This window comes from Cecembia lonarensis LW9 (genome assembly GCF_000298295.1).
Lineage (GTDB): Bacteria > Bacteroidota > Bacteroidia > Cytophagales > Cyclobacteriaceae > Cecembia > Cecembia lonarensis.
The window spans coordinates 29266-54861 of record NZ_AMGM01000024.1; the positions used below are offsets into that span (position 1 = coordinate 29266).

At 38.5% G+C, this 25596-nt stretch carries 26 protein-coding genes; 7 read left to right on the forward strand and 19 right to left on the reverse strand.

Features of this window, described 5'->3' with window-relative positions; translation table 11 throughout:
- Window positions 1–23 precede the first annotated feature (23 nt).
- Genes B879_RS09310 through B879_RS09320 form a run of 3 tightly spaced genes read right to left on the reverse strand, consistent with a single transcriptional unit; the run spans window position 24 to window position 3806 of the window.
- Entirely contained in the window at window positions 24–1967 is a 1944-nt protein-coding gene (locus B879_RS09310) for a DUF3858 domain-containing protein (RefSeq protein ID WP_009184919.1), read from the reverse strand.
- Between the two features lies 1 nt (window position 1968).
- Window positions 1969–3495: a transglutaminase-like domain-containing protein gene (locus tag B879_RS09315; protein ID WP_009184920.1), complete on the reverse strand. Its 1527-nt coding sequence runs from the start codon at window positions 3493–3495 to the stop codon at window positions 1969–1971.
- A 20-nt stretch (window positions 3496–3515) separates the two neighbouring features.
- On the reverse strand, window positions 3516–3806 hold the full coding sequence (locus B879_RS09320; protein WP_009184921.1) for a hypothetical protein: 291 nt from the start codon (window positions 3804–3806) through the stop codon (window positions 3516–3518).
- Between the two features lie 186 nt (window positions 3807–3992).
- Here B879_RS09320 and B879_RS09325 point away from each other — a divergent pair, with 186 nt between their 5' ends.
- Window positions 3993–4460, forward strand: a complete 468-nt coding sequence (locus B879_RS09325) for a MaoC family dehydratase (RefSeq protein WP_009184922.1) — start codon at window positions 3993–3995, stop codon at window positions 4458–4460.
- Window positions 4461–4504: 44 nt separating this feature from the next.
- Here the strand turns inward: B879_RS09325 and B879_RS09330 are convergent, their stop codons facing one another.
- Window positions 4505–5233 (reverse strand): tRNA threonylcarbamoyladenosine dehydratase, encoded by a 729-nt coding sequence (locus tag B879_RS09330; RefSeq protein WP_009184923.1) that lies wholly within the window; start codon window positions 5231–5233, stop codon window positions 4505–4507.
- Window positions 5230–5874 (reverse strand): TatD family hydrolase, encoded by a 645-nt coding sequence (locus tag B879_RS09335; protein WP_009184924.1) that lies wholly within the window; start codon window positions 5872–5874, stop codon window positions 5230–5232. Before B879_RS09335 ends, B879_RS09330 begins: the two co-directional genes overlap by 4 nt.
- Before the next feature lie 194 nt (window positions 5875–6068).
- On the opposite strand from B879_RS09335, the gene B879_RS09340 reads away from it, so the two are divergent.
- The gene (locus B879_RS09340; RefSeq protein WP_157231578.1) at window positions 6069–6806 is read left to right on the forward strand and encodes a spheroidene monooxygenase; all 738 of its coding nucleotides are present in this window, start codon (window positions 6069–6071) and stop codon (window positions 6804–6806) included.
- Here the strand turns inward: B879_RS09340 and B879_RS09345 are convergent.
- The 11 genes from B879_RS09345 to B879_RS09395 form a co-directional block, all read right to left on the reverse strand.
- Window positions 6803–9292: a TonB-dependent receptor gene (locus tag B879_RS09345; protein ID WP_009184926.1), complete on the reverse strand. Its 2490-nt coding sequence runs from the start codon at window positions 9290–9292 to the stop codon at window positions 6803–6805. The genes B879_RS09340 and B879_RS09345 overlap by 4 nt on opposite strands.
- 72 nt (window positions 9293–9364) lie before the next feature.
- A complete protein-coding gene (locus B879_RS09350; RefSeq protein WP_009184927.1) occupies window positions 9365–10510 on the reverse strand; it encodes a BamA/TamA family outer membrane protein in 1146 nt (381 codons plus the stop codon).
- 61 nt (window positions 10511–10571) lie between these two features.
- Entirely contained in the window at window positions 10572–12977 is a 2406-nt protein-coding gene (locus B879_RS09355) for a TonB-dependent receptor (RefSeq protein WP_009184928.1), read from the reverse strand.
- Window positions 12978–13060: 83 nt separating this feature from the next.
- Complete coding sequence (locus B879_RS09360) at window positions 13061–13771, reverse strand: fatty acid desaturase (RefSeq protein ID WP_009184929.1); 711 nt, start codon at window positions 13769–13771, stop codon at window positions 13061–13063.
- Between the two features lie 26 nt (window positions 13772–13797).
- Complete coding sequence (locus B879_RS09365) at window positions 13798–14643, reverse strand: 4-hydroxy-3-methylbut-2-enyl diphosphate reductase (RefSeq protein ID WP_193786163.1); 846 nt, start codon at window positions 14641–14643, stop codon at window positions 13798–13800.
- Between the two features lie 99 nt (window positions 14644–14742).
- Window positions 14743–15585, reverse strand: coding sequence for a phytoene/squalene synthase family protein (locus B879_RS09370; RefSeq protein ID WP_040400404.1), 843 nt, complete (start codon window positions 15583–15585; stop codon window positions 14743–14745).
- Window positions 15586–15606: 21 nt separating this feature from the next.
- The gene (crtID, locus tag B879_RS09375; RefSeq protein ID WP_009184932.1) at window positions 15607–17088 is read right to left on the reverse strand and encodes a bifunctional phytoene desaturase/3,4-desaturase; all 1482 of its coding nucleotides are present in this window, start codon (window positions 17086–17088) and stop codon (window positions 15607–15609) included.
- A 6-nt stretch (window positions 17089–17094) separates the two neighbouring features.
- The gene (locus B879_RS09380; RefSeq protein ID WP_009184933.1) at window positions 17095–17607 is read right to left on the reverse strand and encodes an RNA polymerase sigma factor; all 513 of its coding nucleotides are present in this window, start codon (window positions 17605–17607) and stop codon (window positions 17095–17097) included.
- A 213-nt stretch (window positions 17608–17820) separates the two neighbouring features.
- Complete coding sequence (locus tag B879_RS09385; protein WP_009184934.1) at window positions 17821–18726, reverse strand: MerR family transcriptional regulator; 906 nt, start codon at window positions 18724–18726, stop codon at window positions 17821–17823.
- Entirely contained in the window at window positions 18723–19163 is a 441-nt protein-coding gene (locus B879_RS09390) for a sterol desaturase family protein (RefSeq protein ID WP_009184935.1), read from the reverse strand. Before B879_RS09390 ends, B879_RS09385 begins: the two co-directional genes overlap by 4 nt.
- A gap of 37 nt (window positions 19164–19200) precedes the next feature.
- Window positions 19201–19890, reverse strand: a complete 690-nt coding sequence (locus B879_RS09395; RefSeq protein WP_009184936.1) for a carotenoid biosynthesis protein — start codon at window positions 19888–19890, stop codon at window positions 19201–19203.
- A 103-nt stretch (window positions 19891–19993) separates the two neighbouring features.
- Here B879_RS09395 and B879_RS09400 point away from each other — a divergent pair, with 103 nt between their 5' ends.
- Together B879_RS09400 and B879_RS09405 are read left to right on the forward strand one after the other, a co-directional pair.
- Window positions 19994–20299 (forward strand): DUF4286 family protein, encoded by a 306-nt coding sequence (locus B879_RS09400; protein ID WP_009184937.1) that lies wholly within the window; start codon window positions 19994–19996, stop codon window positions 20297–20299.
- 11 nt (window positions 20300–20310) lie between these two features.
- Window positions 20311–20919: a DNA-3-methyladenine glycosylase I gene (locus B879_RS09405; protein ID WP_009184938.1), complete on the forward strand. Its 609-nt coding sequence runs from the start codon at window positions 20311–20313 to the stop codon at window positions 20917–20919.
- A gap of 35 nt (window positions 20920–20954) precedes the next feature.
- Here B879_RS09405 and B879_RS09410 read toward each other — a convergent pair whose 3' ends face one another.
- A complete protein-coding gene (locus tag B879_RS09410; protein ID WP_009184939.1) occupies window positions 20955–21698 on the reverse strand; it encodes a hypothetical protein in 744 nt (247 codons plus the stop codon).
- Between the two features lie 54 nt (window positions 21699–21752).
- On the opposite strand from B879_RS09410, the gene B879_RS09415 reads away from it, so the two are divergent.
- Window positions 21753–22073 carry a Rieske (2Fe-2S) protein gene (locus B879_RS09415; protein WP_009184940.1) on the forward strand — a complete coding sequence of 107 codons (321 nt, stop codon included), beginning with the start codon at window positions 21753–21755 and terminating at the stop codon, window positions 22071–22073.
- A gap of 2 nt (window positions 22074–22075) precedes the next feature.
- Here the strand turns inward: B879_RS09415 and B879_RS09420 are convergent, their stop codons facing one another.
- Complete coding sequence (locus B879_RS09420; RefSeq protein ID WP_009184941.1) at window positions 22076–22411, reverse strand: tRNA-binding protein; 336 nt, start codon at window positions 22409–22411, stop codon at window positions 22076–22078.
- Between the two features lie 21 nt (window positions 22412–22432).
- On the opposite strand from B879_RS09420, the gene B879_RS09425 reads away from it, so the two are divergent.
- Window positions 22433–22858 carry a hypothetical protein gene (locus B879_RS09425; RefSeq protein ID WP_202949613.1) on the forward strand — a complete coding sequence of 142 codons (426 nt, stop codon included), beginning with the start codon at window positions 22433–22435 and terminating at the stop codon, window positions 22856–22858.
- A gap of 54 nt (window positions 22859–22912) precedes the next feature.
- On the opposite strand, the gene B879_RS09430 is transcribed toward B879_RS09425, so the two are convergent.
- Complete coding sequence (locus B879_RS09430) at window positions 22913–23458, reverse strand: RNA methyltransferase (protein ID WP_157231579.1); 546 nt, start codon at window positions 23456–23458, stop codon at window positions 22913–22915.
- 85 nt (window positions 23459–23543) lie between these two features.
- Here B879_RS09430 and mutS point away from each other — a divergent pair.
- Window positions 23544–25596, forward strand: a 2053-nt coding sequence (mutS, locus tag B879_RS09435; RefSeq protein WP_040400403.1) for a DNA mismatch repair protein MutS, incomplete at its 3' end; no start/stop codon positions are given.

Genomic DNA, 25596 nt, shown 5'->3' on the forward strand with positions numbered 1-25596 from the left:
AAAATATATAATCAATAGGAATTTTAAGGTTTTGCCTTTAGCTTAATAATAACGGGTTCCGTCAATTTACCCGTGACTATTTCCATGAAATACTTGAGTTCGGGATATATGAATGGAGAAATCAACGGATATTTAAGTGTAACATTAGCCGAAATCTTTACCGAATTGTCTAAAGTAGTTAACTGATAGGTGAATAACCCATCTCCACCCGGAATGGCCACTTCGGTATTCTCAGGATAATCATCCAGTTCATATGCTTCTGGAATTTCAATGATTGTGGTATAGCTATCATTAAAAGCGTATGAAAAATCAACAGGAAAGGTTCTGTATTCGGATTTGAAAGGGTTTTCAGCCCAACGCATCAAATGGAAAGGGGAAATTAGGATCATAGGACTCTCTGTTACCTTTCCCTCTGAATAATTATACTTGGCTTCCAGTTGCAGCCGTGGCTCAGTTTTTTCAATAAGAGTGAAATCATAAACATTGATCTCTTGGCTACCAAACCATTCCTCTTTGATTTTTTTGTCTTCTGATAAATTGATTCCATTTCTTTTTTCCAAGGCATCATATTCTGAAAACCTTACAGTGGACGAACTTACAAAATTGCCGTTATCTTCCTTCCTGATTTGGCTCATTTGTAGCATGCCGGATCGGTGAGATATATTTATGGGGACCAATCCGCTGTTTTGGTCGTGCATAAGGTAGCCATAGGCTACATGCATGTTCAATGGAAGATATCCAAAAGGGAAACTATTGCTGGTAGCATCCAAGTAATAATCTTTGCCATCTGCTTTTAAATGGATAATCATTTGGTCAAATTGGTCAATAAATGGCGTGTCGACCAATCGTGACCTTCCATTACCCTTTGTGCTGATAAGTAGCGGGTTTGCGCTGATTCCATTTTGTCTCAAATAAGCCATAAGCGTAAGGTTAATTTCAGCTCTTGAGCCTTTTTTGGAGTCTAGTACAGATTTTAAATTTTTCTTTGGGAAGTAACCTCCCTGACCAGAATAAGTATAGTTGCTCAAAATATATTCATAAACTTCCCTTGCTATTTGGGTTTCAGAACTTCCCGAAACATTCAAGGTGGCCAATTGTCCTTTGAGAGAGGCGTTTGGTTTCATGTACTGAGCAAACTCTTCTAATTCGGTAAAAAATCTTGTAAGGTCTTGCCAGGTCGCGAACGTTTCCTGAAACCCGGATCTCCCTCCATATTCGCTTGTATTAACAAAGGCATATCCCGCCAGTTGAAAATCAATTTTTTCCAGGTAATCTCTATAATTGGACATCATTGGTTCTTCTTTAATTGATGGGAGATCTTTGACTGTCCAGCTATAAAAGCCATCCCTTTGGCCTTTGAAAGGCGTATTTAAGGTTTTTTCTCCTTGGGCAAGAAAACGGTAATTTAAATAGGAAGGCAAATCAATCGTATAAGTGGACTTGATCGTGGGAATTGGATTATGAAAGACCCAGCTTTCAAGAAAGGCGATACTTTTATCGGTTTTATGGTAACTGTATTCCAGAATAGAGCCCACTTCAACACTGGGAAATGTAAACCTTACTTCTCTCCAACCATTATCTAATTCAACTTGAAAAAAATCTGCTTTTGATAGTTTGATGACCTGCTCTTCTCCATTTACAAAATTCACCGTTTGTGCATTCAGTTTAGAAACATCCTGAATACCTGCTTTCCCAAAATAATATCTAATAGATACATTCCCTTGATTTTTTCCAGGTTCCTTAAGCACTTTAACCCTGCGGTGTACATCTGTATGTTGGACGGTGCCCATAAATTGATTTCTGGAAATTTCTTCCAATACTACTGCATTGGCATCCGGTTCAAAATCAATTTTTTTCAGGTTGATTTCTTCTTGGGAGTATTTACCAAACTTCATGACCTGAGTATTGGCAAAAGAGGGGAAAAGGAGCATTCCCATTAAAAAGGGGATGAGGTGCCGGTTTTTCATATTAGTCTAATTTTCTAAGTAAAAGTTGGTGTTTAAGGAATTCCTGATTGATTGTTGCGACAAGTTTTTCTTTTTCCTCTTGGGAGGCTTCCGTAGGAAGGTTTACTTCAAGTTGATTACTGATTTTGATTCCGTCTGTTGTCAGAATACTTTCCAACCTGTAGGAGTAAAATTCGGATTCAATTTTAATTTTCGACCCATTGGATTCTAATTCCACTGTTCTTTCTGAGCGAATCATATATTCTTCTTTCCAATTTAGCGTACCAGTTGGCAGCATTGTTGGGTCGAGTTTTTTCCAATGGCTGGGTAGAATGATTCTTTTGGCAGTCTGTTGACCAAATCTTTGGATTATTCCATCAAAACTGATTGAGGTCACCGGGATTTCCTTTTCATTACTTTTCTCCAGGGTATAATTATGGATTAAGACTCCGCCTCCTCCTAATTCCCGGTTTAAATAATCCCTTTTTTGTTTTTCCTGTCCACGCTCTTCTAGAAGAAAATAGTCTATACTTGGGAATCCTGAAAATTTTGAAAGACCTTTTAACCGGGCATCGCCATTCCCAAGCAATTCTATATCATAGATGGTTTCAATTGAGTTGTAGGCTGGTTCACGGAAATCAGGCGTACGATCTAAAAATCCTCCTTTTTCGGTTACTACCAATACATCTCTGTTCATGGTAAAATCGCCCGAAAAACCTGCAGGTAAAAAGCTGTTGGTACATTCAAGCCAAATTACTTCCTCCTTTAAAGGTACCCTAAGCATGGCGTGGTTAAATTGATTGATTGGAAATTCCCTGTCCAGCGGTCTGTAGTCATCCCCGGCAAATACAAGAGTATATTGGGATTCAATACCAATGGCTGAGAGCATTCCTTTCATTAAAGTGCTCAAGGCCTTGCATTCCCCGTATTTGGTTGCAATGACTTCAGTGGCCGGTCTAGGCATCCAACCGCCAATACCAAGCGAAATGGCTACATACCTGTAGTTTTTTTGCAAGTAATTGTATAATACCGATACCTTTTCATAATCACTTTCTATACCCTCTACCATCTGTTTTACTTCTTCCGAAAAATTCAAGGGTAATGTCTCTTTTTGATGGTTGAGTTTGGCAATGAAAGCAGCTAGTCCTTCCCAACTATCCATATTTGAAGTATATCCTTCTAAGGAAAATCTTTGTGGGGCAATTTCGATTACTGGAATTGGTTCATCAGTTCCAACTTGAAGAACTTTAAGGTCTTCAAGTTTCCAACTGAGCGTATTGTCTCTATTATCTTTGACTTCTGATTTTGGTGAATTTATAGCTTGTTCTTTATACCTAATTCCAATTATACCAGGATATTTAAGTTCAAGTTTTGCCTTTCTTACTTTTTGATTGTAATCCATTATAGGATACCAGTTTTCTATAAAAAAATTACTTGAACTGATTCTCTGCATGCTGATTTCAACCCTTACAGGTAGGCTGACAGCATCTAATTCAAAAATTTTAATTTGTGTATCATCATAGAGACTGTATTGATCTTGATATGACACAGATTGAAGGTCTCTTAACCTTATTTTTTTATCGTTTTTCCTGTTGCTATACTGATGATTGTAGCCTCAAAATGCTGAATTTTATTTAAGCCGTCCTCAGGCATTTTTATGGTGGCATGGGCAAGGCCCCTCTGATCATAAATTTCGATAATTCTCTGGCTTTCATATAGTACAGAAAAGTCTTCTTTTAAGGTAATTTTGTCTGCTTTTTCCAAGAAGGAGAATGTGGGAATACCTTCATTTGGATGAATGAAATTCAGGTCGGCTTTAAACCCTAAAAATAGCAACAGGAAGATTAATTGAAGCCGCATAAAATATCGAATAAAACGTTGGAATTTATCAAATTAGTTTGTAAAAAAAATCATAAACCAGAAAATATTTTTTAAAACTTAATCAATTAAGGATAATGTTTTTCTGAGATTTGATGGGATCTACAAAATGATCTAATCAGAATCCATATTTTTTTTACCTTTATCAGTAAAAAATAAATAATAGACATGAACCCGATCACAATTGGAAGTTTTGAAGATTTTGAAAAATTCATTGGACAGGGCCTAGGTGTATCAGACTACCATCAAATCACGCAGGAGCAGATCAATAAATTTGCAGAAGCTACCCTAGACCATCAATGGATACATACCGATCCAGAGCGTGCAAAATCAGAAGGTGCATTTGGAGATACGATAGCGCACGGCTACTTGACGCTTTCTTTGGTGCCCTATCTTTGGGAGCAGATTGTGCAGGTGGAAAACTTGAAGATGATGGTCAATTATGGCATTGAAAATCTGCGTTTTGCTCAGGCTGTTTTGGTAAATAGAGAGGTTAGGCTAAATGCCCATCTAAAAAATGTGGTCAACCTGAGGGGAACGATTAAAGCTGAGGTGGAAGTGAAGTTGGAAATCAAAGATCAAAGAAAACCGGCTTTTACGGGAGTGTTGGTTTTCCTCTATCATTTTAATGCTTGATAAAATGGCTTCATCCCAATAAATCCAACATGGGATGAAGTTATTTAATTCCCAGCTAATAGGTCATTGACCACTACAGAAGCACAGCTACAACCAAAGGCAGCAGGCAAAAAAGACATGGTGCCATAGGCGGACTTTTTATAATTTTTCCCATCTGTTAACATCAAACTTTCTTTGAAGTAATGCTCCGTCGAAAAAACTGCCTTAAAGCCCTTTTTAATATCGTGTCGCTTTAATCTTTTTCTAAGCATCCTGGCCAGTTTGCAATTATAGGTTTCGGAAATGTCAGCAATCCTGATTTGGGTGGGGTCTACTTTTCCTCCTGCCCCCATAGAGCTGACCAAGGGAAAACCCTTACGGTATGCGCCTTCAATAAGATGTAATTTAGGGGTTAGGCTATCGATACAATCGACTACATAATCAAAGGTATTTTCAGCCAATAATTGGGTCATAGGTTCCGGCTCCAGAAATTTTTTAATGGCATTGATCTTCAAATTTGGGTTGATGCTTAAAAGTCGCTCTTCCATCCATTCTGCCTTAGATTGTCCTATATTTTTTTGGGTGGCCGGTAGTTGTCTGTTACAATTGCTAATATCCACTACATCACCATCGATGATGGTCATGGCACCAATACCACTTCTGCAGATAAACTCAGCAGCAAAAGAGCCTACGCCCCCTAATCCCACAATCAAAACATGTTTTTTGGCCAACTTTTCCAATCCTTCACGACCAACGATCAACTCCGTACGTGAAAGCCAGGCAAAATCATTCATTTAATTCCTCTTTTTGATATTTGCTTCCAATTCTTCCCAACCTGTTTTTCTAAGGTTTTTACAGGAATGTCCAAAATTAAGGAAGCCTGCTCATATATGGAGGAAATATTTTTATCAGAAATATCGGTTTCAAAAAAAATCCTGTCCAAAGGACAGATTCTAAGCCATTTTTCTGCGTTGGAGCCCTTTTTGAACAAGGCCTCTCCAAAAGAAAAAAAAATGGGGAAAATAAGGAGTTTTTGTGCAATGTTTACTTTTTGGTTGAAACCGTGCCAAATGATAAATGGAGGGTCAGTATGGGTTTTTAAATATTGCTGTAATAAATGCAGGCCTTTGACACAATGTAAAATGACCGGTAATTGAAATCTTTTGGCTAATGTGGCCTGTTGGATGAAAACCTTTAGTTGTAAATCGGTTGAAGGTCCTTTGATCAAATCAAAACCGCACTCCCCTATTGCGTAAAGGCTTGGGTGGTTAATATGTCGCTCAAGATGAAAAAATTCCAGCTTCCAATCCTTTTTTAAATACCAGGGATGCAAACCAAGAGAAAAGGGTTGTGGTTTTGCTTTTTCTAATGCCAGTCCATTAAAAATACCCTTGGGGTTTCCGATAGTGTGCGTATGAATGTCCAGTAGTGCCATTGAAAGAGAAAATTACAAAGATTTGTTAACAGGGGCTATCTTTCCATATCTTTTTGAAAAAACAAGTTTTTTGAAATACGAAAATTTGTATTTAAAAATCAAATTAAATATTTTTAAACAAAATTTTTCGTAAAGAGTTGTAATTGATTATAGGGTATAAGAAACTGACTATGAATAACATTCAATGTGCGAGTATGACATTTTTTAAATTTGATGGAATACTTAATCAATCTTGGGGGCTTTCAAAATTGTTAAAACTGCGTTTTTCAATCAAAAAAAATAAACATGTTGGGTTCTTCAAGCTTTTAGGAGCTGGCAGTGGATTAGGTTATAGGGCCTGGCCTAAATATGGTGTAATTGGGGTATTCATGGTCTGGGATGATATAGAGCTTGCAAAGGATTTTTTCCAATCCAATCAATTTGTAAAGCTTTCTGGGATTTGTTCAGAGCAATATACTGTGTTTTTAGAGCCTACTTCATCAAGAGGCACCTGGTCAGGTTTTGGAAACTGGAAAATCGCATCTAGCGAAAAACAAAATAATGGACTGGTTTGTGCCTTGACCCGGGCCACAATAAAAAGAAAGTACCTTTTAGATTTTTGGAAAATGGTGCCTTCTATCAGTAAAATCCAAAAAGATTACCCTGGTCTTATTTTTTCGCAGGGGATAGGAGAGGTGCCCGTACTCGAACAGGCTACTTTTACCATTTGGGAAAATACCCAGAGTATGGAGGAATTTGCTTATACTACTTTTCATGGAAAAGCCATTCAAAAGGTGAGACAAGCAGATGGTTTTAAAGAGCAAATGTTTACAAGGTTCAACCCTGTTATGAGCTATGGGACTTGGGGCGGGTTAAATCTTTTGGAAAAATATGGTGTTCCTACACTAGAGCCACAGGTTGCTGAGACTGTACCCTTAGTGAATACCATTTAATTTTCATCAACCGTGAATGTGAACATCCCAAAAATCGGCTCACCATCTTGAGATAATCCTTCCAAAATTACCCTGACTGTTGGACTGCCCTCAGTAAGTCTAAAGTTAACTTCTGTTTTTCCCTCTAGGTCTGTTTCCAATTTGGGATTCCAATAAATGGTGGAACGATAATCTACTGCAAAAGGCGCATTAATCGATGGAACTACGGGAGGTTCATAAAATTCTCTTACGCCAGAATATCCCAATACCTCAGCAACGGCATTGCCTTTCACCTCTCTGTCTGAGTAATCCTGATTGGGATTACCAGATTTGGTCAAAACATGTACGATTCCACCGCCACCATCATTACCAAAAACAGCTGCCTTACTCAACCCCCGAAGAATATCTATTCGCTCGATTTCAGGCACAGGAATTGCAATGAGTGTCTCTGGTTGGACCGGTTGACCATTCAAAAGATATGATGCTCCTGCTAAACCCCCTTCGCCGGTAACCCTACCTCCCCTTATTAGTACGACTGGGAAAGGATTTAAACCTATCACATCCCCTCTTACATCGACTCCTGGAACTCTCCCCCGGATCAATTGAAAGATATTTGCGAAGTAATAGAAATCTTCAGTGACTTCAAGTTTTGCATCTGGAGCGTCCAGGTATTGGATAGTTCTCTTATCAGGTATCATCTGAGACCTTCTACCAACTACAGTGACTTCTCCCAGTTCAATATCCCTATTGATTTGGAATTGCTCCATAAGGTTCTTCGTTTCTCTTACAGTTATCAAATATTCATTTTCATCCCGGAAATCAGGATTTGGAGAAAAGCTTGTATAGGTTCGCTCCCCGATAAATGGAATCCGGGGAGGTAAAATTCTAATATCATTTTCTTTGACTTCTCTAGAGCGTCTTCGTTTTTCCTTTACTTCAAATGCCTGAATAAAAACAGTTACCGAATCCTCGAAATCCAAGCCTGTAAAACTAAAATTCCCTAAGGAATCGGTTTCGCCATTATAAAACATGGGCTCCTCCAAAGGATGCCTGACCATAAGGGTTAGCACTTTGTGTTCTGAAATTTCTCTCTTTCCGCTTCCCTCTACTTTTCCAGATACAGACAAGCCCGGTTCAATATTAAAATTGGGCAAAGATTGAAGTTTAGCCAAATCACTCCAATCAAACCTTCTCCAGCCTTGGGTCAAAAGTAAATTGTCAAGATGCTTTTCTGCCTCTTTTTGGTTGGGGTCAAAGTAGTAGGCAGGATTTTCTATTTCTCCACGTACTTCTGAATCCAAAAGAAAATAGGTGAAAATATTTTGTGTTTTTTCCGGATAGAAAACCTGGTCTCCATCCAAAACCGAAACGGAAAAATCACCTGCAAGCCCTCTTCCCGTGAGATCTTGAACCTGAATGTCCAATTGAACTTGTTCTTTTGGTTGATAGGTCTCTTTATTGGTTTTGAAAAGGGCATGGCCTGCTTGCTGAGGGAAAAGGAAAACCAATCTTTCTGCCAAAATCCTCGTTTCTCCATCCATCAGGGAAAATTTGTGAAGTCCTGACTGGAAAATATCTTTTGGAATGGTAAAGCTGGTTTCATTCCCGGATAGGTTGATTCGGTCTCTCCAGGCAACTACTCCTTTGTGCATAGCAATCAGGTACAATTCTCTTGGAAGTTCAGAAGTGTTTTGAAATACTTTGATGTTCAGCTGGGTTTCATTGCTTAAGCCATCAATGTGTAATAGGTGACCTTCAGCAGCAATTACTCCCAAATCGAATTTCTTAGGCGCTTGGTTTTTGGTACTGACCAATACCACGTATTGCTGGTCCTTTTCTGGTATGAATTTTACGGTTCCCATCCCTAAGTAATCCGACTCAAATTGTTGGATTTGATCGCCTTGGCTGTTTAAAATCACCCCAGTCACATCAATTCCTTTACCAAATTCGTCTGTAGCTTTAAAGCCTATTAGGTTCTCTGTTCCTGCCACTAAATTACCACCCTCCGGATAGAACCCGATTTGGAATTGGGGGTCAAAATTGGGGAGGTTCCAGCCATCGCCCACTTCCCCAATGTAAATATCTTTGGTAAAAAAGGCCTTCTCACCAAAATTATGCATCCAATTGGTATAAGCCCTCAAAGTATAGATCCCTGGTTCCAAATCTCTGGGGAGTACAATATCCCCCATACCTCTTCCCTCTTCCATCTTGACAATAGCGCGTTTGATATTCCGATCAAACCGGCTATCAATCAAATCTACGTAAAGCGGAACGGATAGTGTGGGGTAAATCTTTTTACTGTCGACCTCCAAAGTTCCATAAGCCTTGAACCAAATCGTATCATTTAGGAAATAGTGGGGTTTGTCAGTATGTAGGTAAACTTTTTCCCATGGGTAAACAGCCGCATAATTCTCAAGTGCGGTTTCCAGTAGTTCAAGGTTGCCTTGAGCAAAAATTCTGGCTGAGATAAAGTAAAAAAAGACTGTTAAAAAAAATGGTCGTTTCATGTGTATTTATGTTATGTGAAGACGAGAACTAAATATCAATTAAATAAACAAATAGTTATAGTTAAAACCAAATTAAAAAGCTTCATTTAATCCAAAATAAAATGCCTTTTGGTCACCATAAGCAAAATCTAATCTTACATTCAGGCCTTCCTTATTTAAACGATACCGAAAACCTAGTCCTGCCCCATAGCGCATTTTGGATAATTTGATGTTATCAAAATTGGGAAACACCAGCCCTGAATGGCCAAAGAATACCATTCCAAGATTTCTGTAAATTGGCGTTCGAAGCTCTGCTTGTTGTATCATAGCATGCCTGTCCCTGTACCTGCCTTCAAAAAAACCGCGCATTCTCTCGCTACCACCCATCAATGATATATGTTGAAACGGTGCGTTTCCAGAAGTTAAATTCCACCAAGATTGTATGGTCAATACTTTTTGACTGCCTATCAAGGTATATTTTCTTACATCAATGGTGTATTGAGAAAAAGTAAAATTACTGCCTAACCAATCAGGAAATCCCATCAAGGTGATCGTACTAAACCATCCTTTAGTAGGCTGAAAAATTTGATCGCGGGTATCATGGCTGAGTACAATACCCATTCCTGATAGTCGCTGTCCGTCTGAGCCGAGGATATTTCCTGCATCTAACAGACCTCCTTCTTTCTTTTCGTAGATGTTGTCTACCCTGAACTCATACCTTCCGCCCAGGTAAAGACCTTTTGTCAATCGCTTTTGATACAATAAATGCAGGTATGCATACCTAGTACTATAAAATTCACCCTCTTCTACGACCGGTTCTTGGCCGATACCATAAAACCTAAATGGGAAATCAGATAATTCTAGTCTGGCATTGAAAAAATTTTTGTTTGCATTAGACCAGAGGTTTATCTCTGATGTAAAAATTGCTTGTCTGTTAAGGGTATAAAGAAAGGTAATCGGTAAACTCGATGGCCTTAGCAAGGCATTTTCTTGATCCTTAAATTGAAATACCCTAATGGCCCTGATGCCCAAACCTAAACTGGTTTCGGGAGAATAGACTATGATGGGGATAAAGGCCCAATTTTCTCCAGAAATCAAATCAATGATTTGGTCTCCAAGATCAAATGCTTTATCCCAAATCCCCGTTTTTTCTTGTTTGATACTATCTTGAAAAATTTGGGCTTGGGTTTTGGCTAGCAAAAACACAGATATAAATAAAAATAAAAAAGACTTTTTCATCAGAGGCAAAAGTAAAAAAAATAACACCTAGGCGATAGGGCCAGTGTAAAGTATTTAATTTTTAGAATTCTACTATGATACCAATCGTAGGAATTATAGTCCCGGCTGGATTATCTACCAAGCGCATAAGATAGCGGGATGGATCATTTGGATTGACAAGTAATCCCCCCTGTGCATCCCTAGTGGGGAGTAGAAGTGGAGGTTGATCTGCTTTGAAATCGTAAGCATTTTCTATATCAATATACCAATTAAAATTCCATTTTTTGAAGAAATACCTCTTGTCGAGACGAACATCTAGTTGGTGGAATTCCCTCAGACGGAAAGCATTGATCTGATTGAAATCGGGAATACCTTGGCCCCTTAGGTTCCAGATATCAATTAGAGAAGAGGTTTCCACATCAACGGGTGTATAAGGGGCCCCTCCGAGATAACGCCACCTGGCACCAAACTCCCAGTTTTTACCAAACCGTTTCCCTGCCGTCAAGCTTACAATGATGCGATTATCCCAAGCTGAAGGGACAAAGCCTTCTGTATTGGGATTGGTAAACTCACTCCTAACCAAAGTGACTGCGGCAATGCCGTAAAAATTATTGTATAATCTTTGTTGGGCAAGAAACTCCATACCATATGCCCTTCCTTCTGCATTAGATAACACAGGTTCGTTGCCTATGACACCAAAATCAGCGCCTAAGTTGGCCAAGGCTATACCGTTCAAAATAGAAGAAGGGTAATCTCTGTATAATTTATAGAAACCTTCTATGCTAAATCTCCTGCTTTTTTCAGGGATTACCTTTTCTATTCCACTTACAAAATGAGTTGCCTGAATGAATTTGATGTTGTTAAGTTGATTCACCAATTGTCCATCATTATCCCGAAAACCTAGGGAGGTATATGCAGGTCTCTGGTAATAGATTCCGGCATTATTGGTCCAAAATAGTTGGGGTTTAATCTGGTAAGAAACGGAAAGCCTTGGACTGATTTGATTCAAGGGGTTTCGGGCAGTTTCACCAAAATCACTTCCATCTATCCTAACTCCCCCCGTTATCAAAAGTCTTTCATTGTTAAAGTTTTTACTCCCTGAAATAAATGCACCATAACTGTTGAAAAAGGTTTTTTCGTTTACATCAATGACCAAACCTTCACTTGCAAAAGAAAACCTGTCAAAGCTGTTGACAAAAAATCTGGAGTATTCATAATTGACCCCATATTTTAGGTTGAAGCCTTTTTTAAAAATAGAGTTTTCAGCTCTAAACTTATTTTCACTTTCTTGGGAGATGTAATCAAAAGTAAGGTTGGCAGGGTCGCTTTCGTCATTTTGGAAGTACTTGAAAGAACGGTTGTTGAGCATGTTGCGACTCAGCACAAATGTCCAAAAACCATTTTCTCTGAACCGTTTTAGTCTTAGACCTGTCGTGTAATTCCATTGTGAGGTGATGGGAAGATTTTCCAGTAAATACAGTCTGTTCTCCCTTTCCAGTTCGGTTTCATTCCTGGGTTCATCAAAATTTAAAGCAAAGTTGCCCGTCGCACCTACTGCCAAAAAAGTAAGCTCTGTTTTTGGATTGATCTTGGTGGTGGTTTTAACGGTAAAATCGTTAAAGGTTGGTAGAAATGGAAGTCCTAAGGCCCGGAATAAAAACTGCAGGTAAGAGCGTCTGGCAGATACCAAGTAGGTAGTTTTTTCGCCTAACGGACCCTCATTGGAAAGCGTAAATTCGCTAGCGCCTACTGTCATTTGGGTAAACATTTTATCTTTTCTACCTTCCTTAAGTGAAAATTCAAAAAAGGAGCTCAGGGAATTCATACGGTCTGCTGGAAATCCACCGGTGATCACATCTACATTTTTGATCAGGTTTACATTTAAAATTCCAACAGGGCCTCCTGATGAACCTTGCGTGGAAAAATGATTAATGACAGGCACCTCAATCTCATCCACAAAAAATTTATTTTCGTTAGGAGCACCACCTCTGATAATGATGTCGTTCCTGAAATTTGCTGTGCTGGCGACCCCGGGAAGGGACTGGATCACCCTGCTGATGTCCCTGTTTCCTCCCGGATATCTTTCGATTTCATTGGTGTTCAGCCTTCTTACAGAGATGGGGGTTTCATCTGAACGGGAGAATTCTGCGGCGACTGTTACCTCGCTGAGGTCGGATGCTTCTTCGATTAAGTCAAAATCCAGCCGTACTGCTCTTGCAAGGGTTATTTGTATATCAAATTCAGTTTTTGACCTGAACCCAACAAAACTTGCCCTGATATTATAAAAGCCTGGGGGAATATTGGAAAGCACATAATTTCCATCAATATCTGTTACCGTGCCGTAATCGGTGCCCAGAAGGATAACGTTTGCAAATGGGATACCTTCATTATTGACTTTATTGAAAACCCTGCCTCTTACTTCACCTTGCTGAGCAATAACTGAGGCGAAAGTGGACAAAATGATAAAAATTGTAAATATGTATTTCATAAACGTGTACTAACCCCAACTATAAGTGGATTGACTTGGGAATTGTTTACTAAAAACTATTAAATACCCATTTTTATGCAAAATTATCCTATTTGCTCCTCCTTAACTTTCCAGAGTCTCCACCAAGGCGTGTTTGGTGAGTCATGATGCTCATAGTGGTAGCCAAAGAAGTAACAGGAAATAAAAGCCCAAATGTGATTTTTTTCCTGACTGTTTGAGTGATGTTTGTTATCGGATTCCCCTTTGTGTGGCAGGTATGTACCAAAATAAAATAATTGTAAAGTGGATAAAATAGCTGGTAGCATCCAAAAAATGATCAAGTTTTCAGTAGGTATAAAAAGCTTCAGGATATTGAAGGTAATGGCCATGAGCAAGAATTGCCAAATGCTTAAATACTGTTTGATGAAACTCAAATACCAAACAAAGAAGTTTCCTGAGGAATGATAGTCAGGATCTTTATCTGTTGCTACAAAACGGTGGTGTTCATGGTGTTTGGGAAATAGCTTCCAATAAAAATTATAGGAAAATAGAATCGCTGCTATCCAGCCTATAGCATGATTTAGCTTTTTGTTGGTAGCCACCACACCATGCATGGCATCATGCGCTGTTATAAATAGCCCCGTATAAAGATGCATTTGCACTAATATGGCTAGATAAGTCAAAGGGTTTAGCCAGGAAAAGTCCCATTGCAGCAAGAAGAACAAGGAAATAAACCAAAAAAAGATAATACCAAAGGCTATTAGGATACCATTTGGATCAAGTGCTTCTGTTTTTATTCTTTCTCTAACCACCATACAAAATTAGCCAAGAAAGCCATGAATTAAAAGGTTTCAATTCTTTCTTTGACCTGTTCCATCAGCCACATCGGTGTTGAAGTTGCCCCACATATTCCCACAGTCTCGTTTGATACAAACCAATCACTTAATACCTGATCTGGATTGGATACAAAATAGGTATTTGGATTTTTTTCTTTACATACATTATACAGCACTTTTCCATTGGATGATTTGGTGCCGCTGACAAAAATTATTTTATCGAATTTATCAGCAAAATCCCTTAACTCCTTATCTCTATTAGAAACTTGCCTACAAATGGTGTCGTTGGTATTCACTGAAATACCATTCTCCTTTAGCACCCCATTAATCTCGTAAAATTTATCAGTACTTTTTGTAGTTTGGCTGTATAGTGTAAGGTTTTTAGGCAAGCTTGGAAGGTCTAGTTCGTTGATGTCTTGAAAAACCACAGCCTTATTATTGGTTTGGCCGAGTAATCCAATTACTTCAGCATGGCCATGCTTCCCATAGATATAGATTGTTTCATCTTTATCAAATGAGTTTTTAATCCTGTTTTGTAATTTTAGTACAACCGGGCAGCTGGCATCAATTAAAGTCAAGTTATTATTGATGGCCAATTCATAAGTGGAAGGTGGTTCACCGTGCGCCCGAATCAGCACTTTTTCGTTTTGAAGGGTCTTTAATTCATCATGATCGATGATTTTTAAACCCATTTTGGTCAGTCGGTTGACTTCTTCATCATTGTGTACGATATCACCCAGACAGTATAAATAGCCTTGTTCTTCAAGAATTTCTTCCGCCATTTCTATAGCATAGACCACGCCAAAACAAAAGCCGGAGTGCTGATCAATATGTACTTTAAGATTCATCATAGCTTTTAACTTGTGACTTTTTTTATTGTTTTGCCCAGATCACTTTTTCAACAGTATCTCTTTTCATTTACGAATTGAAAGTAAATGGTTTTGAAATATTTATCCAAATCCTAACTTCATTCCAAAGTATGTCCCTAATAGCAAAGAAAGCTTCCTTGCATTGGGGATACGGATACGTTCTTGAGTGATGGTTTCAGGAGGTAATCCTTTAATTTTATCAAATAGTTTTTGATAATACAGATAAGCTACCTTTACACCTAATTTCGCCCCGTTGGGTAACTTACGGATACCATCCAAAGCCTCATCGAAATCTTTTTGAATATCTTCTTCGATCAATTCTTTGGCGGTCTTGTCAAATGTATTGAAATCTACTCCAGGAAAATAAACCCTGCCCCTTTCTTCATAATCACTTTTAATATCCCTAAGGAAATTCACTTTTTGGAATGCAGCACCAAGTTTGCAAGCTGGTTCTCTTAATTTTTCGTATTCCGCTTGATTACCTTCTACGAATACTTTTAAACACATGAGGCCCACCACTTCAGCAGATCCATAGATGTATTCATGATACTTGGAATCATTGTAAGTTTTAAAGTCCAAATCCATCTCCATACTTTTCAGAAATGCCTCTATCAAATCCAAATCGATTTGATATTGATTGACAATCAACTGAAATGCGTGGAGTACAGGGTTTAAGCTGATTTTTTGCTCAATGGCTTCGTAGGTGTCCTTTTTGAACTGCTGTAGCAGCGTTTTTTTATCTTTATCATGGAAAGTATCCACAATTTCATCTGCATAACGGACAAAGCCATAGATGGCATAAATGGGCAGGTGAAACTTCTTTTCCAGGGTTTTGATCCCCAAGGTAAAGCTCGTACTGTACCGCTGGGTAATCAGTTTGCTGCACTCCATGGTGGTTTGATCAAAAAGCATTTTTGCATCCATACCCATAATATACAAATTAATCTACAAATTGTTTTCTTTGATCACTTCTTTAGAAACCACATGTCCAGAAATGATAGTAGGAGGCACTCCCGGTCCTGGAACAGTAAGCTGTCCTGTGTAATAAAGGTTCTTAACTTTTTTACTTTTCAAAGAAGGTTTTAATATGGCAGTTTGCAAAAGTGTATTGGCCAATCCATAGGCATTTCCTTTAAATGCATTATAGTCTGCTTTGAAGTCACTGTGTGCATATGAGCGCTTGTATATGACATGACTTCTGATTTCCTGACCGGTTAATTTTTCCAGTCTGTCCATAACCATATGGTAGTATTTTTCTCTGATTTCCTCTCCATCCTCTAGGTTTGGAGCCAAAGGGATTAAGATTACCAGGTTTTCTTTTCCCTCCGGAGCTACTGATGGATCTGTTTTTGAAGCTGCTGACAAGTAGAAGAGCGGTCTTTCAGGCCATCTTGGGCTTTTATAGATGGCATCCGCATGCGGACCCATTTGTTCATCAAAAAAGAGGCAGTGATGGGTCAAGTTATCCAACTTTTTGTCAACACCTAGATAAAATAAAAGGGAAGAAGGTGCCATTACCCGATTATCCCAATATTTTTCATCATAATTTCTAACATCAGGGGCCAATAATTTCGAATCAATATGATGGTAATCTGCTGCGCCAATCACCACATCCGCTTCGAATTTATCTCCATTTTTGAGCGTGACATCCTTAGCAATGCCATTCTTTACATTGATATGTGATACATCAGCACCCAAATGGATTTTTACGCCCTTTTCTTCTGCGAGTGCCACCATCCCTTTTACGATTTCATGCATTCCCCCCATGGGATACCAGGTCCCTAAAACAATATCTGCATAATTCATGAGGCTGTATAAAGCAGGAATATTTTCTGCTGTTTCCCCAAGAAATATGACAGGAAATTCCATCAGACGGATGATTTTTTCATCTTTGAAAAACTTTCTGACGTGCTTGGCCATGGATTGAAATACATCCATTCTGACCACATCAGCTAGCAAACCTGGACTTGTAAATTCAAACAAAGATCTGCTGGGGCGATAGACCAAGTCGTTAATGCCTACTTTGTATTTATATGCCGCTTGTTTGAGAAATTCATCCAGTTTTGGCCCTACCCCCGGTTCCATACTTTCTAATAAGGCTCTAAATTGAGAAAGGTCTGCAGGGATTTCCACAAACTCATTTTCTCCAAAAACCACAGTGTAGGAGGGGTCTAGTCTGATCAAATCATAATAATCGGATGGCTTTTTGCCAAAATGAGCAAAATAATTTTCAAACACATCTGGCATCCAATACCATGAAGGGCCCATATCAAATACAAAACCCTCGGCTTCGAACTTTCGAGCTCTTCCGCCGGGGGTTGTGTTTTTTTCTAGAATGGTTACCTGATATCCTGCGTGCACCAAATGTGTAGCTGCTGATAGTCCGGCAAAACCCGCACCGATAACAACTACCTTTTTGTTGGGCATAGTTGATTAATTTTTATGTTTATAAACCAGTAAATCTTCTTTTAAAAGCTTTCTAGCAATATGTATTCTATTTTTTACAGTTCCAATTGGAATATTTAATTTATCTGCAATTTCGTGATATTTGAACCCTTTGTAATGCATCATAAAGGGAACTTTATAAACATCATCCAATTTATCAATTGCTGCGTAGATATCGTCCATGGCAAAATCTCCATAAGCACCATTTTCTACTAAAATGTCTCCCGAATTAATGTAGTGCAGGTTGTCTGTTGTATCTACAAAAGTCCCTCTTCTTACCATTCTCTGATAATTGGTAATGAAGGTGTTTTTCATGATTGTGTATAACCATGCCTTAAGATTTGTACCCTCAGTGAATTTATCCCTGTTGGTGAATGCTTTGACCATGGTATCCTGTAACAGATCATTGGCATCATCCATGTCCCTGGTCAATTTTAAAGCAAATGGCTTAAGAGAACTTGAAAGTTTGTTAAGCGAGTAACTGAATTCTAGAGTTGTCATGGCTATTTGTTTTTGTTTAATCAAATGTAGTAAAGATTAAACAATCTGCAAATATTTTGTCTAATTATTTTTAAAAAATATTAAACAAAAATAAATGTACTTGCGCTAATTCCCCTAAAAATCCGATTTTAACGTCTTTTTTGCCCATTTTCAAATAAAAAAGGTGAAGTTGCCAAACTTCACCTTGTTTAATTTTTTTTAAAAAAAGTAAAACTATTTCTCTTGTGGTACCGCTTCAATTTCCGTTAACATATCTTTAAGTTGTCGGATGTAATGCATTGCTTTCACATTACTTGGGAACTTCAGGTCTTGACCAACGATTTGGTATCCAGATACAATGATGTCACATTGAGAAAATCTTTCTGCCAAGGCATCTAAGTACTCTTGGATATATTCCGAGCTTGGTGATGTGGTGATTACTGTTAAGATATACTCTGGTTTATGGAGTTTGTAAACTGTAAATAAATCATCATTAGGTGTGTTTTGACCCAAGTAAATCACCCTATGACCATTATTTTTGATTAGGAATGCAGCAAAAAGAATGGAAATTTCATGCAATTCTCCTTCGGGTAAGTATAGTAGAAACTTTTTACCTCCCGGTTTTGTGACTTGACCATCAATCGCTACGATCAATTTTTGGCGGACCAAGTTGCTGATAAAATGTTCTTGAGCGGGATTTATCGCCCCTGTTTGCCACAAAACACCAATCTTGGACATGAATGGGTAGATGATGTTCATCATGGTCTGCTCAAAACCTATTTTAAGTATATTGGTAGAAAGAACTTTATCAAACCTCTCCTCATCCATTTCAATCATGCAAATGGTCAAAGCATGAATTTGATCATCATGGGTCAGACTTCTTTCAGTAAGTTTAACCACCTCCTCGCGCATTTCTTGTTCTGACATGCTTGCGATTTTACTGATTTTATAACCGTTATCATTTAATAAGGCCACATTTAAAATCAGTTTTAAGTCCTCATCGTCATAGTAGCGAATATTTGTATCCGTTCGCTTTGGTGAAAGCAGGTTGTACCGCTGTTCCCAGATACGTAATGTATGTGCCTTAATTCCAGACAATTGTTCCAGGTCTTTGATTGAATACGTGCTGACTATGCTCATTTACTTTTAAAATATTTTTTCGGTACAACAAAAAGGCCAAAGGATACAGCATCATCTTTATTGTTGGTCGCGTGGTGCGCCTGATGTGCTCTGAATATCCCCAACAGCAACTTATTTTTAGGTCTTTCAAACCATTTTATTCTTCTATGCACTAATACATCATGGATAAAGAAATAAAGCATCCCGTAAAAACTGATACCCATACCTATCCAAAATCTATAATCCAATCCTTCCAATCCAAGAAATATCATTAAAACCGCGATACTTCCAAATAATAATGAAAACAAATCATTCAGCTCAAAAAAGGATTTACTAGGCTGATGGTGGGTTTTATGGATATTCCACAGTGGCCCATGCATGATATATTTATGTATAAACCAACCTGAAAATTCCATGATAGCAAACCCTAATATTGTGAACAACAAAGCATACATCATATCAATAACCTATTTAATATCAGAATGTTTAATCGTTTTAAATAATAAAATTCAAGATCACAAAGAAAGCCGTTAGATTGAACAATAGAAAAAAAGATATTTTGTTCTCTTTCTTGAATTGAAGCTTTCTGTAAATCATGTGAATGATAAAAGCAACACCTAACCAGCCCAAATAATTGGACAAAGGAATTTCATTGCCTTCCCATGACCAAAAGTCTAATGCTATGGCTACAGGCTCTATGGCAAAATCAATGAGTACCATCATAAAAGCTCCCAAAATGGCTGCAAGCCAATCTTTTGAAATTAATCTATTTAAAATGGAGCCAGTCAAGTACACAAGTATGAGCCAATTAACCCCAATCATTAAGGGCACTTCCAAGAGTTGCACTCCTAGAACGGGTCCATAAGCATAATTGCCAAAAGGAAACCCGGTATGAACACCTAAAGCCTCGGAACCATAACCTAACGTCCAGGCTGCTGCAGCGAAGATTAGAAACTGTTTGTTCCAGTCGCTGTGAAACAAAAGCATAACACCTACTGTCATCAATAAATGAAAGGGTGTTAAATACTGGAAATAAGGCCTGATTTCTGGTATGGCCATTCCTGCTATACCCACCAAATAAAGAATTGATACTATAATCTTTACCAACGTCAAGTGCCTGATGCTCCAGTTTTGTATTTGAAGAAGAGGGCTTGGTGGCGTCGTTGTTTTTAATTTTAATGACATATTCTTAAGGACCAATCTGTGTGGAAGGCAAAATCTTTAACTACATGAACGTATATTTGTTGGTAGATATACAGAACAAAAGTAAAAATAAAACCAAAATATTATGTTATTGTACAACGTAACCGTCAATATTGAAAAGGATACCGAAGAAGAATGGGTAATTTGGATGAAGGAAGTCCATATCCCGGATGTATTGGCTACAGGTATGTTCATAGAAAATAAGTTTTACAAAATCCTGCATGATTCCGAAGATGGAAGTGTAAATTATTCGGTACAATACTTTACAGACCATATGGATAAGATTTTGGATTATCAGAAAAGGTTTGCCCCAAAGTTGCAACAGGATACCAAAGACAGGTTTGGGGAAAAGTTTGTGGTTTTTAGAACCTTATTGGAAACAGTGGAATAAGCCAACATTTTATGCAATCAAATCTTTCAGACCAAAAATGCCGATGCGATTGGTGCTTGGGTTTTGACGCGTATATCCGCTATCATGATGAGGAATGGGGGGTTCCCGTGTGGGATGATAAAAAGCAATTTGAATTTTTAATCCTTGAAAGTGCCCAAGCTGGCCTAAGTTGGTCGACAATATTAAAAAAGCGAAGTGGATATCATAATGCCTTTAACGCCTTTGACTATAAACAGGTAGCTTTATTTTCAGAAACTGATATTCAAAGACTCCTAAAGGATCAAAATATAATTAGGAATGAGCTCAAAATCAGAGCAGCAGTAAACAACGCGAGTCGATTTATGGAAATTCAGGCCGCTTTCGGATCGTTTTGCAATTATATCTGGGATTTTGTAGATGGGGTACCGATTCAAAATGAATGGAAAACTATACAGGAAATTCCACCCAATAATGTCCTTTCTGATAAACTGTCGAAGGATCTAAAGCAAAGGGGGTTTAAATTTTTGGGTTCCACTATCATTTATGCCCATATGCAGGCAACAGGCCTGGTCAATGATCACCTGATGCATTGCTGGCGATATGAGGTGGTGAAAAATTTAGATTCTGCAAAAAAGGGCTAAGCAGTTTCCTACTTAACCCTTATACTTGCAAGCTTTTATTTGGTTGGCTTATATGCTTCGGCATACTTGCTCCAAATTTCATAGATTGGATTTCCGGTGGAGCTTAACCCACTGTGATGCCATTCTCCATCCTTAATCTCAAAATCGAAACTTAGGCTGGCACCTACCCTGGAGTCGTCTCTAGAAAAAAACGTAATTAACTCCGTGTATTTCCCATTTTCAGCTGTGTAAGTTCCTCCTCCAGTTCCCATAAATTCCTTGGTTTCGGAATTGAAGGCAATCCACTGAAATCTGCCTCCACTCAAAATCTTCACGGTTCTTCTCGCGCCCGGCGTTGATCTGGATATTTCACCGTCAGATTTTCTTCCTGTAAAAACCCAATTTCCTGTCAAATCATCTTTTCTGTTTCCGATTTTTTCCCAGATTTCCACCAAAGTTTTTCCATCAATTTGAGCGGATATAACAAGCCTTTCTCCTGTTCGGTCTAGGTTATAAGTGGTAGTAGTACCCACTTTCTCTGGGTCCATAGTAAAAAAGTCCAAGGTTTCCTTGTAAACATTGCCTTCTAGGCTAAAATCACCCCCTCCGGCTCCAATAAATTTATTAGTGCCCAATTCCTTAGCACCAAAAGCAAAATAACCGTCCTGGTAAATTTTAATGAATTCTTTGTCATTCATTTCTTTTCCATCCTGATGGGTCATTTTCCAGGCGCCCTCGATAATTTGAGCTTGAAGGATTCCTGCCAAAAATAGCATCGGTAGCATCAGTATCTTTTTCATAAATGGATTTTTGTTTATAGTTTGGCTGTACAATATAATCGAAAGAAGCTGTTGATGAAAACGTTTATACTTGGAAGGACGAAAGAAGAGGTGGAAAGGTTGGTTCCTGAAAATCAAATTAAAACCGTCAGGCTTGGTGAGGAGAAAATTTGTTTGAGCCGTGTAGGAAATGCTTATTTTGCATTTGAGCGTACTTGCCCTCACAGAAAGGCTGATTTAGCTAATGGTTTTATCAACAAGTTTCAGGAAGTCATTTGTCCACTTCATCAATACCGTTTTAACCTGGTGACAGGAAGATGCCATCAGTCCAACTGCCAGGATCTTAAGTTATTTAAAAATGAAATTACCCCAGAGGGTTTGAAAATCTATATATGAACCTAAAATAATTTTGCACCATTCGGTACTATTTTATCCGATGTGGAAAGAATAATAGCGCCATTTTGGTCTTTAAATCCTGTCACCAAGACCTCTGAAATGAAATTGGCGATTTGTTTGGGCTTAAAATTACAAACACACAAAACCTGTACTCCTATCAGATTTTCAGGCAGATAGTTTACAGTAATTTGTGCAGAGGACTTTCTTACGCCCAACTCACCTAGATCTATCCATAGCTTATAGGCTGGTTTTAGTGCTTTTTCAAAATTTTCTACCTTGATAATTGTGCCGATTCTCAAGTCGATTCTTTGAAAATCACAAAAGTCAATCGTTTGCATTGTGAAATATTTTTATTAAATTTGAAACATAAGTATAAACGTAGAGTTAAAATTACTCAACCTCCATCACAAATGATATTTAAGGACAAGAATTCTATTAAAGGATTAAATATATTCCTTCTGGGAATAAGTTTCTCCTTTTTTTTCAGTTTTGCTGCCCTAGCTCAAGGTGAAAAAGAGAAGGGTATGCAGGATTTTCCACGGAATCCTGATGACTTGGGGCAATTAGAAAGTTCCGAATTTTCTCAGTTAGATTGGAGGCAAGAAAATCAAAGATTGAATGCTATAAAACCTTTAGAAGGTAAGAACCCTAATAATCAAAATCTTTTGAGAAAAGAAAACCCAATATATAGACAGGGTGGAGAAAAAGATGGTAGAAAAGAAGGGATGTCTACTTTATCGTTTAACCTATTCCTCTACATTGTAGACAAATTCAGAGAAGACTAAATGCAAATACCAATAAATCCAAAATAAAAAAAGAGATCATGTGATCTCTTTTTTTTATGCTTTGCTGTCTATGTTATCAAGTTTTACTGTGAAATCCCAAATGGCAATTCCCATGCTCACGGAAACATTTAGGGAATGTTTGGTGCCCAATTGAGGGATTTCAATTACCTGGTCACTTTCCCTAATGATGCTTTCTTCCACCCCGAAAACTTCATTTCCAAATATCAATGCATAATCCCTCTCTTTTTTGGGGGTAAATGTATGAAGAGGCACAGACTGATCGGTTTGTTCAAACGAGCAAATGATATAGCCATTTTCTTTAAGATTTTTGATGGCTGCAAGGGTGTTATCAAAATATTCCCAGTCCACAGATTCTGTTGCCCCTAAAGCCGTTTTTTGGATTTCCCTATGAGGTGGTTTACCCGTGATCCCACACAAATAGATTTTTTTTATCAAAAATGCATCAGAAGTTCGAAAAGCTGAACCGACGTTATTTAAGCTCCTGACATTATCCAACACAATGACTAGAGGCGCTTTGTCTTTCTTCTTGTATTCCTCTACCGTAAGTCGGTTGAGTTCTTCCATGCTTAATTTTTTCATGAGGTTTTGTTTACCTTTTGATATCTTTTAATTTCAGGTTTTGAACCGTGTCAAAATTAGCATAAAGATTTAATCCTGGGAGCATATGGCGAAATCAAAACAAAAGGAAGGTAAGGAAACTCCTTTGATGAAACAGTATAATGCCATTAAATCCAAGCATCCTGGGGCATTGTTACTTTTTAGGGTAGGAGATTTTTATGAGACATTTGGAGAAGATGCCATTGTGGCTTCCAAGGTGTTGGATATTGTGTTGACAAAAAGAGCCAATGGCGCAGCCTCTCATATTGAACTGGCAGGATTTCCCCATCATTCCCTGGATTCATATTTGCCTAAATTGGTACGGGCCGGAAACCGGGTTGCAATATGTGATCAGCTTGAAGATCCAAAAGAAGTCAAAGGTATAGTAAAAAGAGGGGTAACCGAGTTGGTAACACCCGGCCTTTCTTTCAACGATAACGTTCTTGATAAGCGACGGAATAATTACCTTGCTTCTCTTCATTTTGGGAAAGAATCCATTGGCATTGCATTTTTAGACCTGTCAACCGGTGAGTTTATGAGTGCTCAAGGAAGCCAAAGCTATATAGAAAAGCTTTTGCAAAGCTTCAGTCCTTCAGAGTTGATTTTTTCCAAAGCCTTTAAACAAAGGGCTCAGGAAATGCTCAAGGATCAATACACCACTTTTCACTGCGAAGATTGGGTGTATCAGTATGATTATGCCTATGAAAAGCTTACCAATCACTTTGCTACTAACAACCTGAAGGGGTTTGGTATTGAAAACCTCGAATTGGGGATAATCGCTGCAGGAGCGGTATTATATTATTTGGAGGAGACAGAGCACCGCGAAGTCAAACATATAGCGGCCATTTCCCGAATTGCAGAGGAGAAATATGTCTGGTTGGATAAATTTACCATTAGAAACCTCGAGTTAGTATACGCCCAGCAGGAGGGTGGAGTGCCTCTTATTCAAATTCTTGATCAATCGGTAACGCCCATGGGCTCAAGAATGATGAAAAAATGGATGGTCCTTCCTTTAAAAGAAAAGGAGCCTATTGAGGAACGGCTTAAAGTAGTGGCTTATTTCTTTGAAAATAAACAATTGGGGGATGAAATCTACGGTTACCTTAAGCATATAGGTGACCTGGAAAGGTTGATTTCAAAAGTTGCGGTGGGAAGAATTAACCCCAGGGAGATGAATCAGCTTAAAAAAGCCCTGAAAAACACCGTTCCGATTAGGGATTTGATGCAGTCTTCTGATAATCCCTCTTTGAAAAAGTTGGCTGATCAAATGAATTCCTGCGCATTTCTTCTTGAAAAAATTGAAAGGGAATTGCAGGAAGATGCACCCATGCTTATTCACCAAGGAGGCATTATCAAAGAAGGTGTGGACGAGCAACTGGATGAGTACAGGAGTTTAGCAAAGTCCGGTAAAGATTATTTGGTGGCACTGCAGCAGCGGGAAATGCAAAATACCGGAATCAGTTCACTAAAGGTCGCATACAACAAGGTTTTTGGCTATTACCTGGAAGTTACCAATGTACATAAGGACAAAGTACCACAGGAATGGATCAGGAAGCAAACCCTTGTCAATGCAGAAAGATATATTACCCCTGAACTCAAAACCTATGAGGAAAAAATCCTCAACGCCGAGGAAAGGATGATAGCCATCGAGCAAAAATACTTTCAGGCTTTGGTACTTGATGCAGCAGAATATGTGACCCAAATTCAGCATAATGCAAGGATTTTGGCTACAGTGGATTGTTTGCTCTCGTTTGCGCATGTTGCCCGGATAAACAATTACAGCCAGCCAAAAATATCCGATACTGATGCGCTGGAAATTAAAGACGGCCGTCATCCGGTAATTGAAAAGCAGCTTCCCGCAGGAGAGGAATACGTACCTAATGATATCTATTTGGATAATGAGAACCAACAGATCATCATCATCACTGGCCCCAACATGGCGGGTAAGTCCGCATTATTGCGACAGACGGCCTTGATTGTGCTCATGGCTCAAATGGGAAGTTTTGTGCCTGCCTCATACGCAAGAATAGGAATCATCGATAAAGTATTTACAAGGGTTGGTGCCTCTGATAACCTCTCTAAAGGAGAGTCTACCTTTATGGTAGAGATGACCGAAACAG

What these genes read in the sequence shown, in the direction of transcription:
- B879_RS09310 (WP_009184919.1), bottom strand. Translation starts at nt 1,967, where the DNA reads ATGAAAAACCGGCACCTCATCCCCTTTTTAATGGGAATGCTCCTTTTC.
- B879_RS09320 (WP_009184921.1), bottom strand. Translation starts at nt 3,806, where the DNA reads ATGCGGCTTCAATTAATCTTCCTGTTGCTATTTTTAGGGTTTAAAGCC.
- B879_RS09325 (WP_009184922.1), top strand. Translation starts at nt 3,993, where the DNA reads ATGAACCCGATCACAATTGGAAGTTTTGAAGATTTTGAAAAATTCATT.
- B879_RS09330 (WP_009184923.1), bottom strand. Translation starts at nt 5,233, where the DNA reads ATGAATGATTTTGCCTGGCTTTCACGTACGGAGTTGATCGTTGGTCGT.
- B879_RS09335 (WP_009184924.1), bottom strand. Translation starts at nt 5,874, where the DNA reads ATGGCACTACTGGACATTCATACGCACACTATCGGAAACCCCAAGGGT.
- B879_RS09340 (WP_157231578.1), top strand. Translation starts at nt 6,069, where the DNA reads ATGACATTTTTTAAATTTGATGGAATACTTAATCAATCTTGGGGGCTT.
- B879_RS09345 (WP_009184926.1), bottom strand. Translation starts at nt 9,292, where the DNA reads ATGAAACGACCATTTTTTTTAACAGTCTTTTTTTACTTTATCTCAGCC.
- B879_RS09350 (WP_009184927.1), bottom strand. Translation starts at nt 10,510, where the DNA reads ATGAAAAAGTCTTTTTTATTTTTATTTATATCTGTGTTTTTGCTAGCC.
- B879_RS09355 (WP_009184928.1), bottom strand. Translation starts at nt 12,977, where the DNA reads ATGAAATACATATTTACAATTTTTATCATTTTGTCCACTTTCGCCTCA.
- B879_RS09360 (WP_009184929.1), bottom strand. Translation starts at nt 13,771, where the DNA reads ATGGTGGTTAGAGAAAGAATAAAAACAGAAGCACTTGATCCAAATGGT.
- B879_RS09365 (WP_193786163.1), bottom strand. Translation starts at nt 14,643, where the DNA reads ATGATGAATCTTAAAGTACATATTGATCAGCACTCCGGCTTTTGTTTT.
- B879_RS09370 (WP_040400404.1), bottom strand. Translation starts at nt 15,585, where the DNA reads ATGGATGCAAAAATGCTTTTTGATCAAACCACCATGGAGTGCAGCAAA.
- crtID (WP_009184932.1), bottom strand. Translation starts at nt 17,088, where the DNA reads ATGCCCAACAAAAAGGTAGTTGTTATCGGTGCGGGTTTTGCCGGACTA.
- B879_RS09380 (WP_009184933.1), bottom strand. Translation starts at nt 17,607, where the DNA reads ATGACAACTCTAGAATTCAGTTACTCGCTTAACAAACTTTCAAGTTCT.
- B879_RS09385 (WP_009184934.1), bottom strand. Translation starts at nt 18,726, where the DNA reads ATGAGCATAGTCAGCACGTATTCAATCAAAGACCTGGAACAATTGTCT.
- B879_RS09390 (WP_009184935.1), bottom strand. Translation starts at nt 19,163, where the DNA reads ATGATGTATGCTTTGTTGTTCACAATATTAGGGTTTGCTATCATGGAA.
- B879_RS09395 (WP_009184936.1), bottom strand. Translation starts at nt 19,890, where the DNA reads ATGTCATTAAAATTAAAAACAACGACGCCACCAAGCCCTCTTCTTCAA.
- B879_RS09400 (WP_009184937.1), top strand. Translation starts at nt 19,994, where the DNA reads ATGTTATTGTACAACGTAACCGTCAATATTGAAAAGGATACCGAAGAA.
- B879_RS09405 (WP_009184938.1), top strand. Translation starts at nt 20,311, where the DNA reads ATGCAATCAAATCTTTCAGACCAAAAATGCCGATGCGATTGGTGCTTG.
- B879_RS09410 (WP_009184939.1), bottom strand. Translation starts at nt 21,698, where the DNA reads ATGAAAAAGATACTGATGCTACCGATGCTATTTTTGGCAGGAATCCTT.
- B879_RS09415 (WP_009184940.1), top strand. Translation starts at nt 21,753, where the DNA reads ATGAAAACGTTTATACTTGGAAGGACGAAAGAAGAGGTGGAAAGGTTG.
- B879_RS09420 (WP_009184941.1), bottom strand. Translation starts at nt 22,411, where the DNA reads ATGCAAACGATTGACTTTTGTGATTTTCAAAGAATCGACTTGAGAATC.
- B879_RS09430 (WP_157231579.1), bottom strand. Translation starts at nt 23,458, where the DNA reads ATGAAAAAATTAAGCATGGAAGAACTCAACCGACTTACGGTAGAGGAA.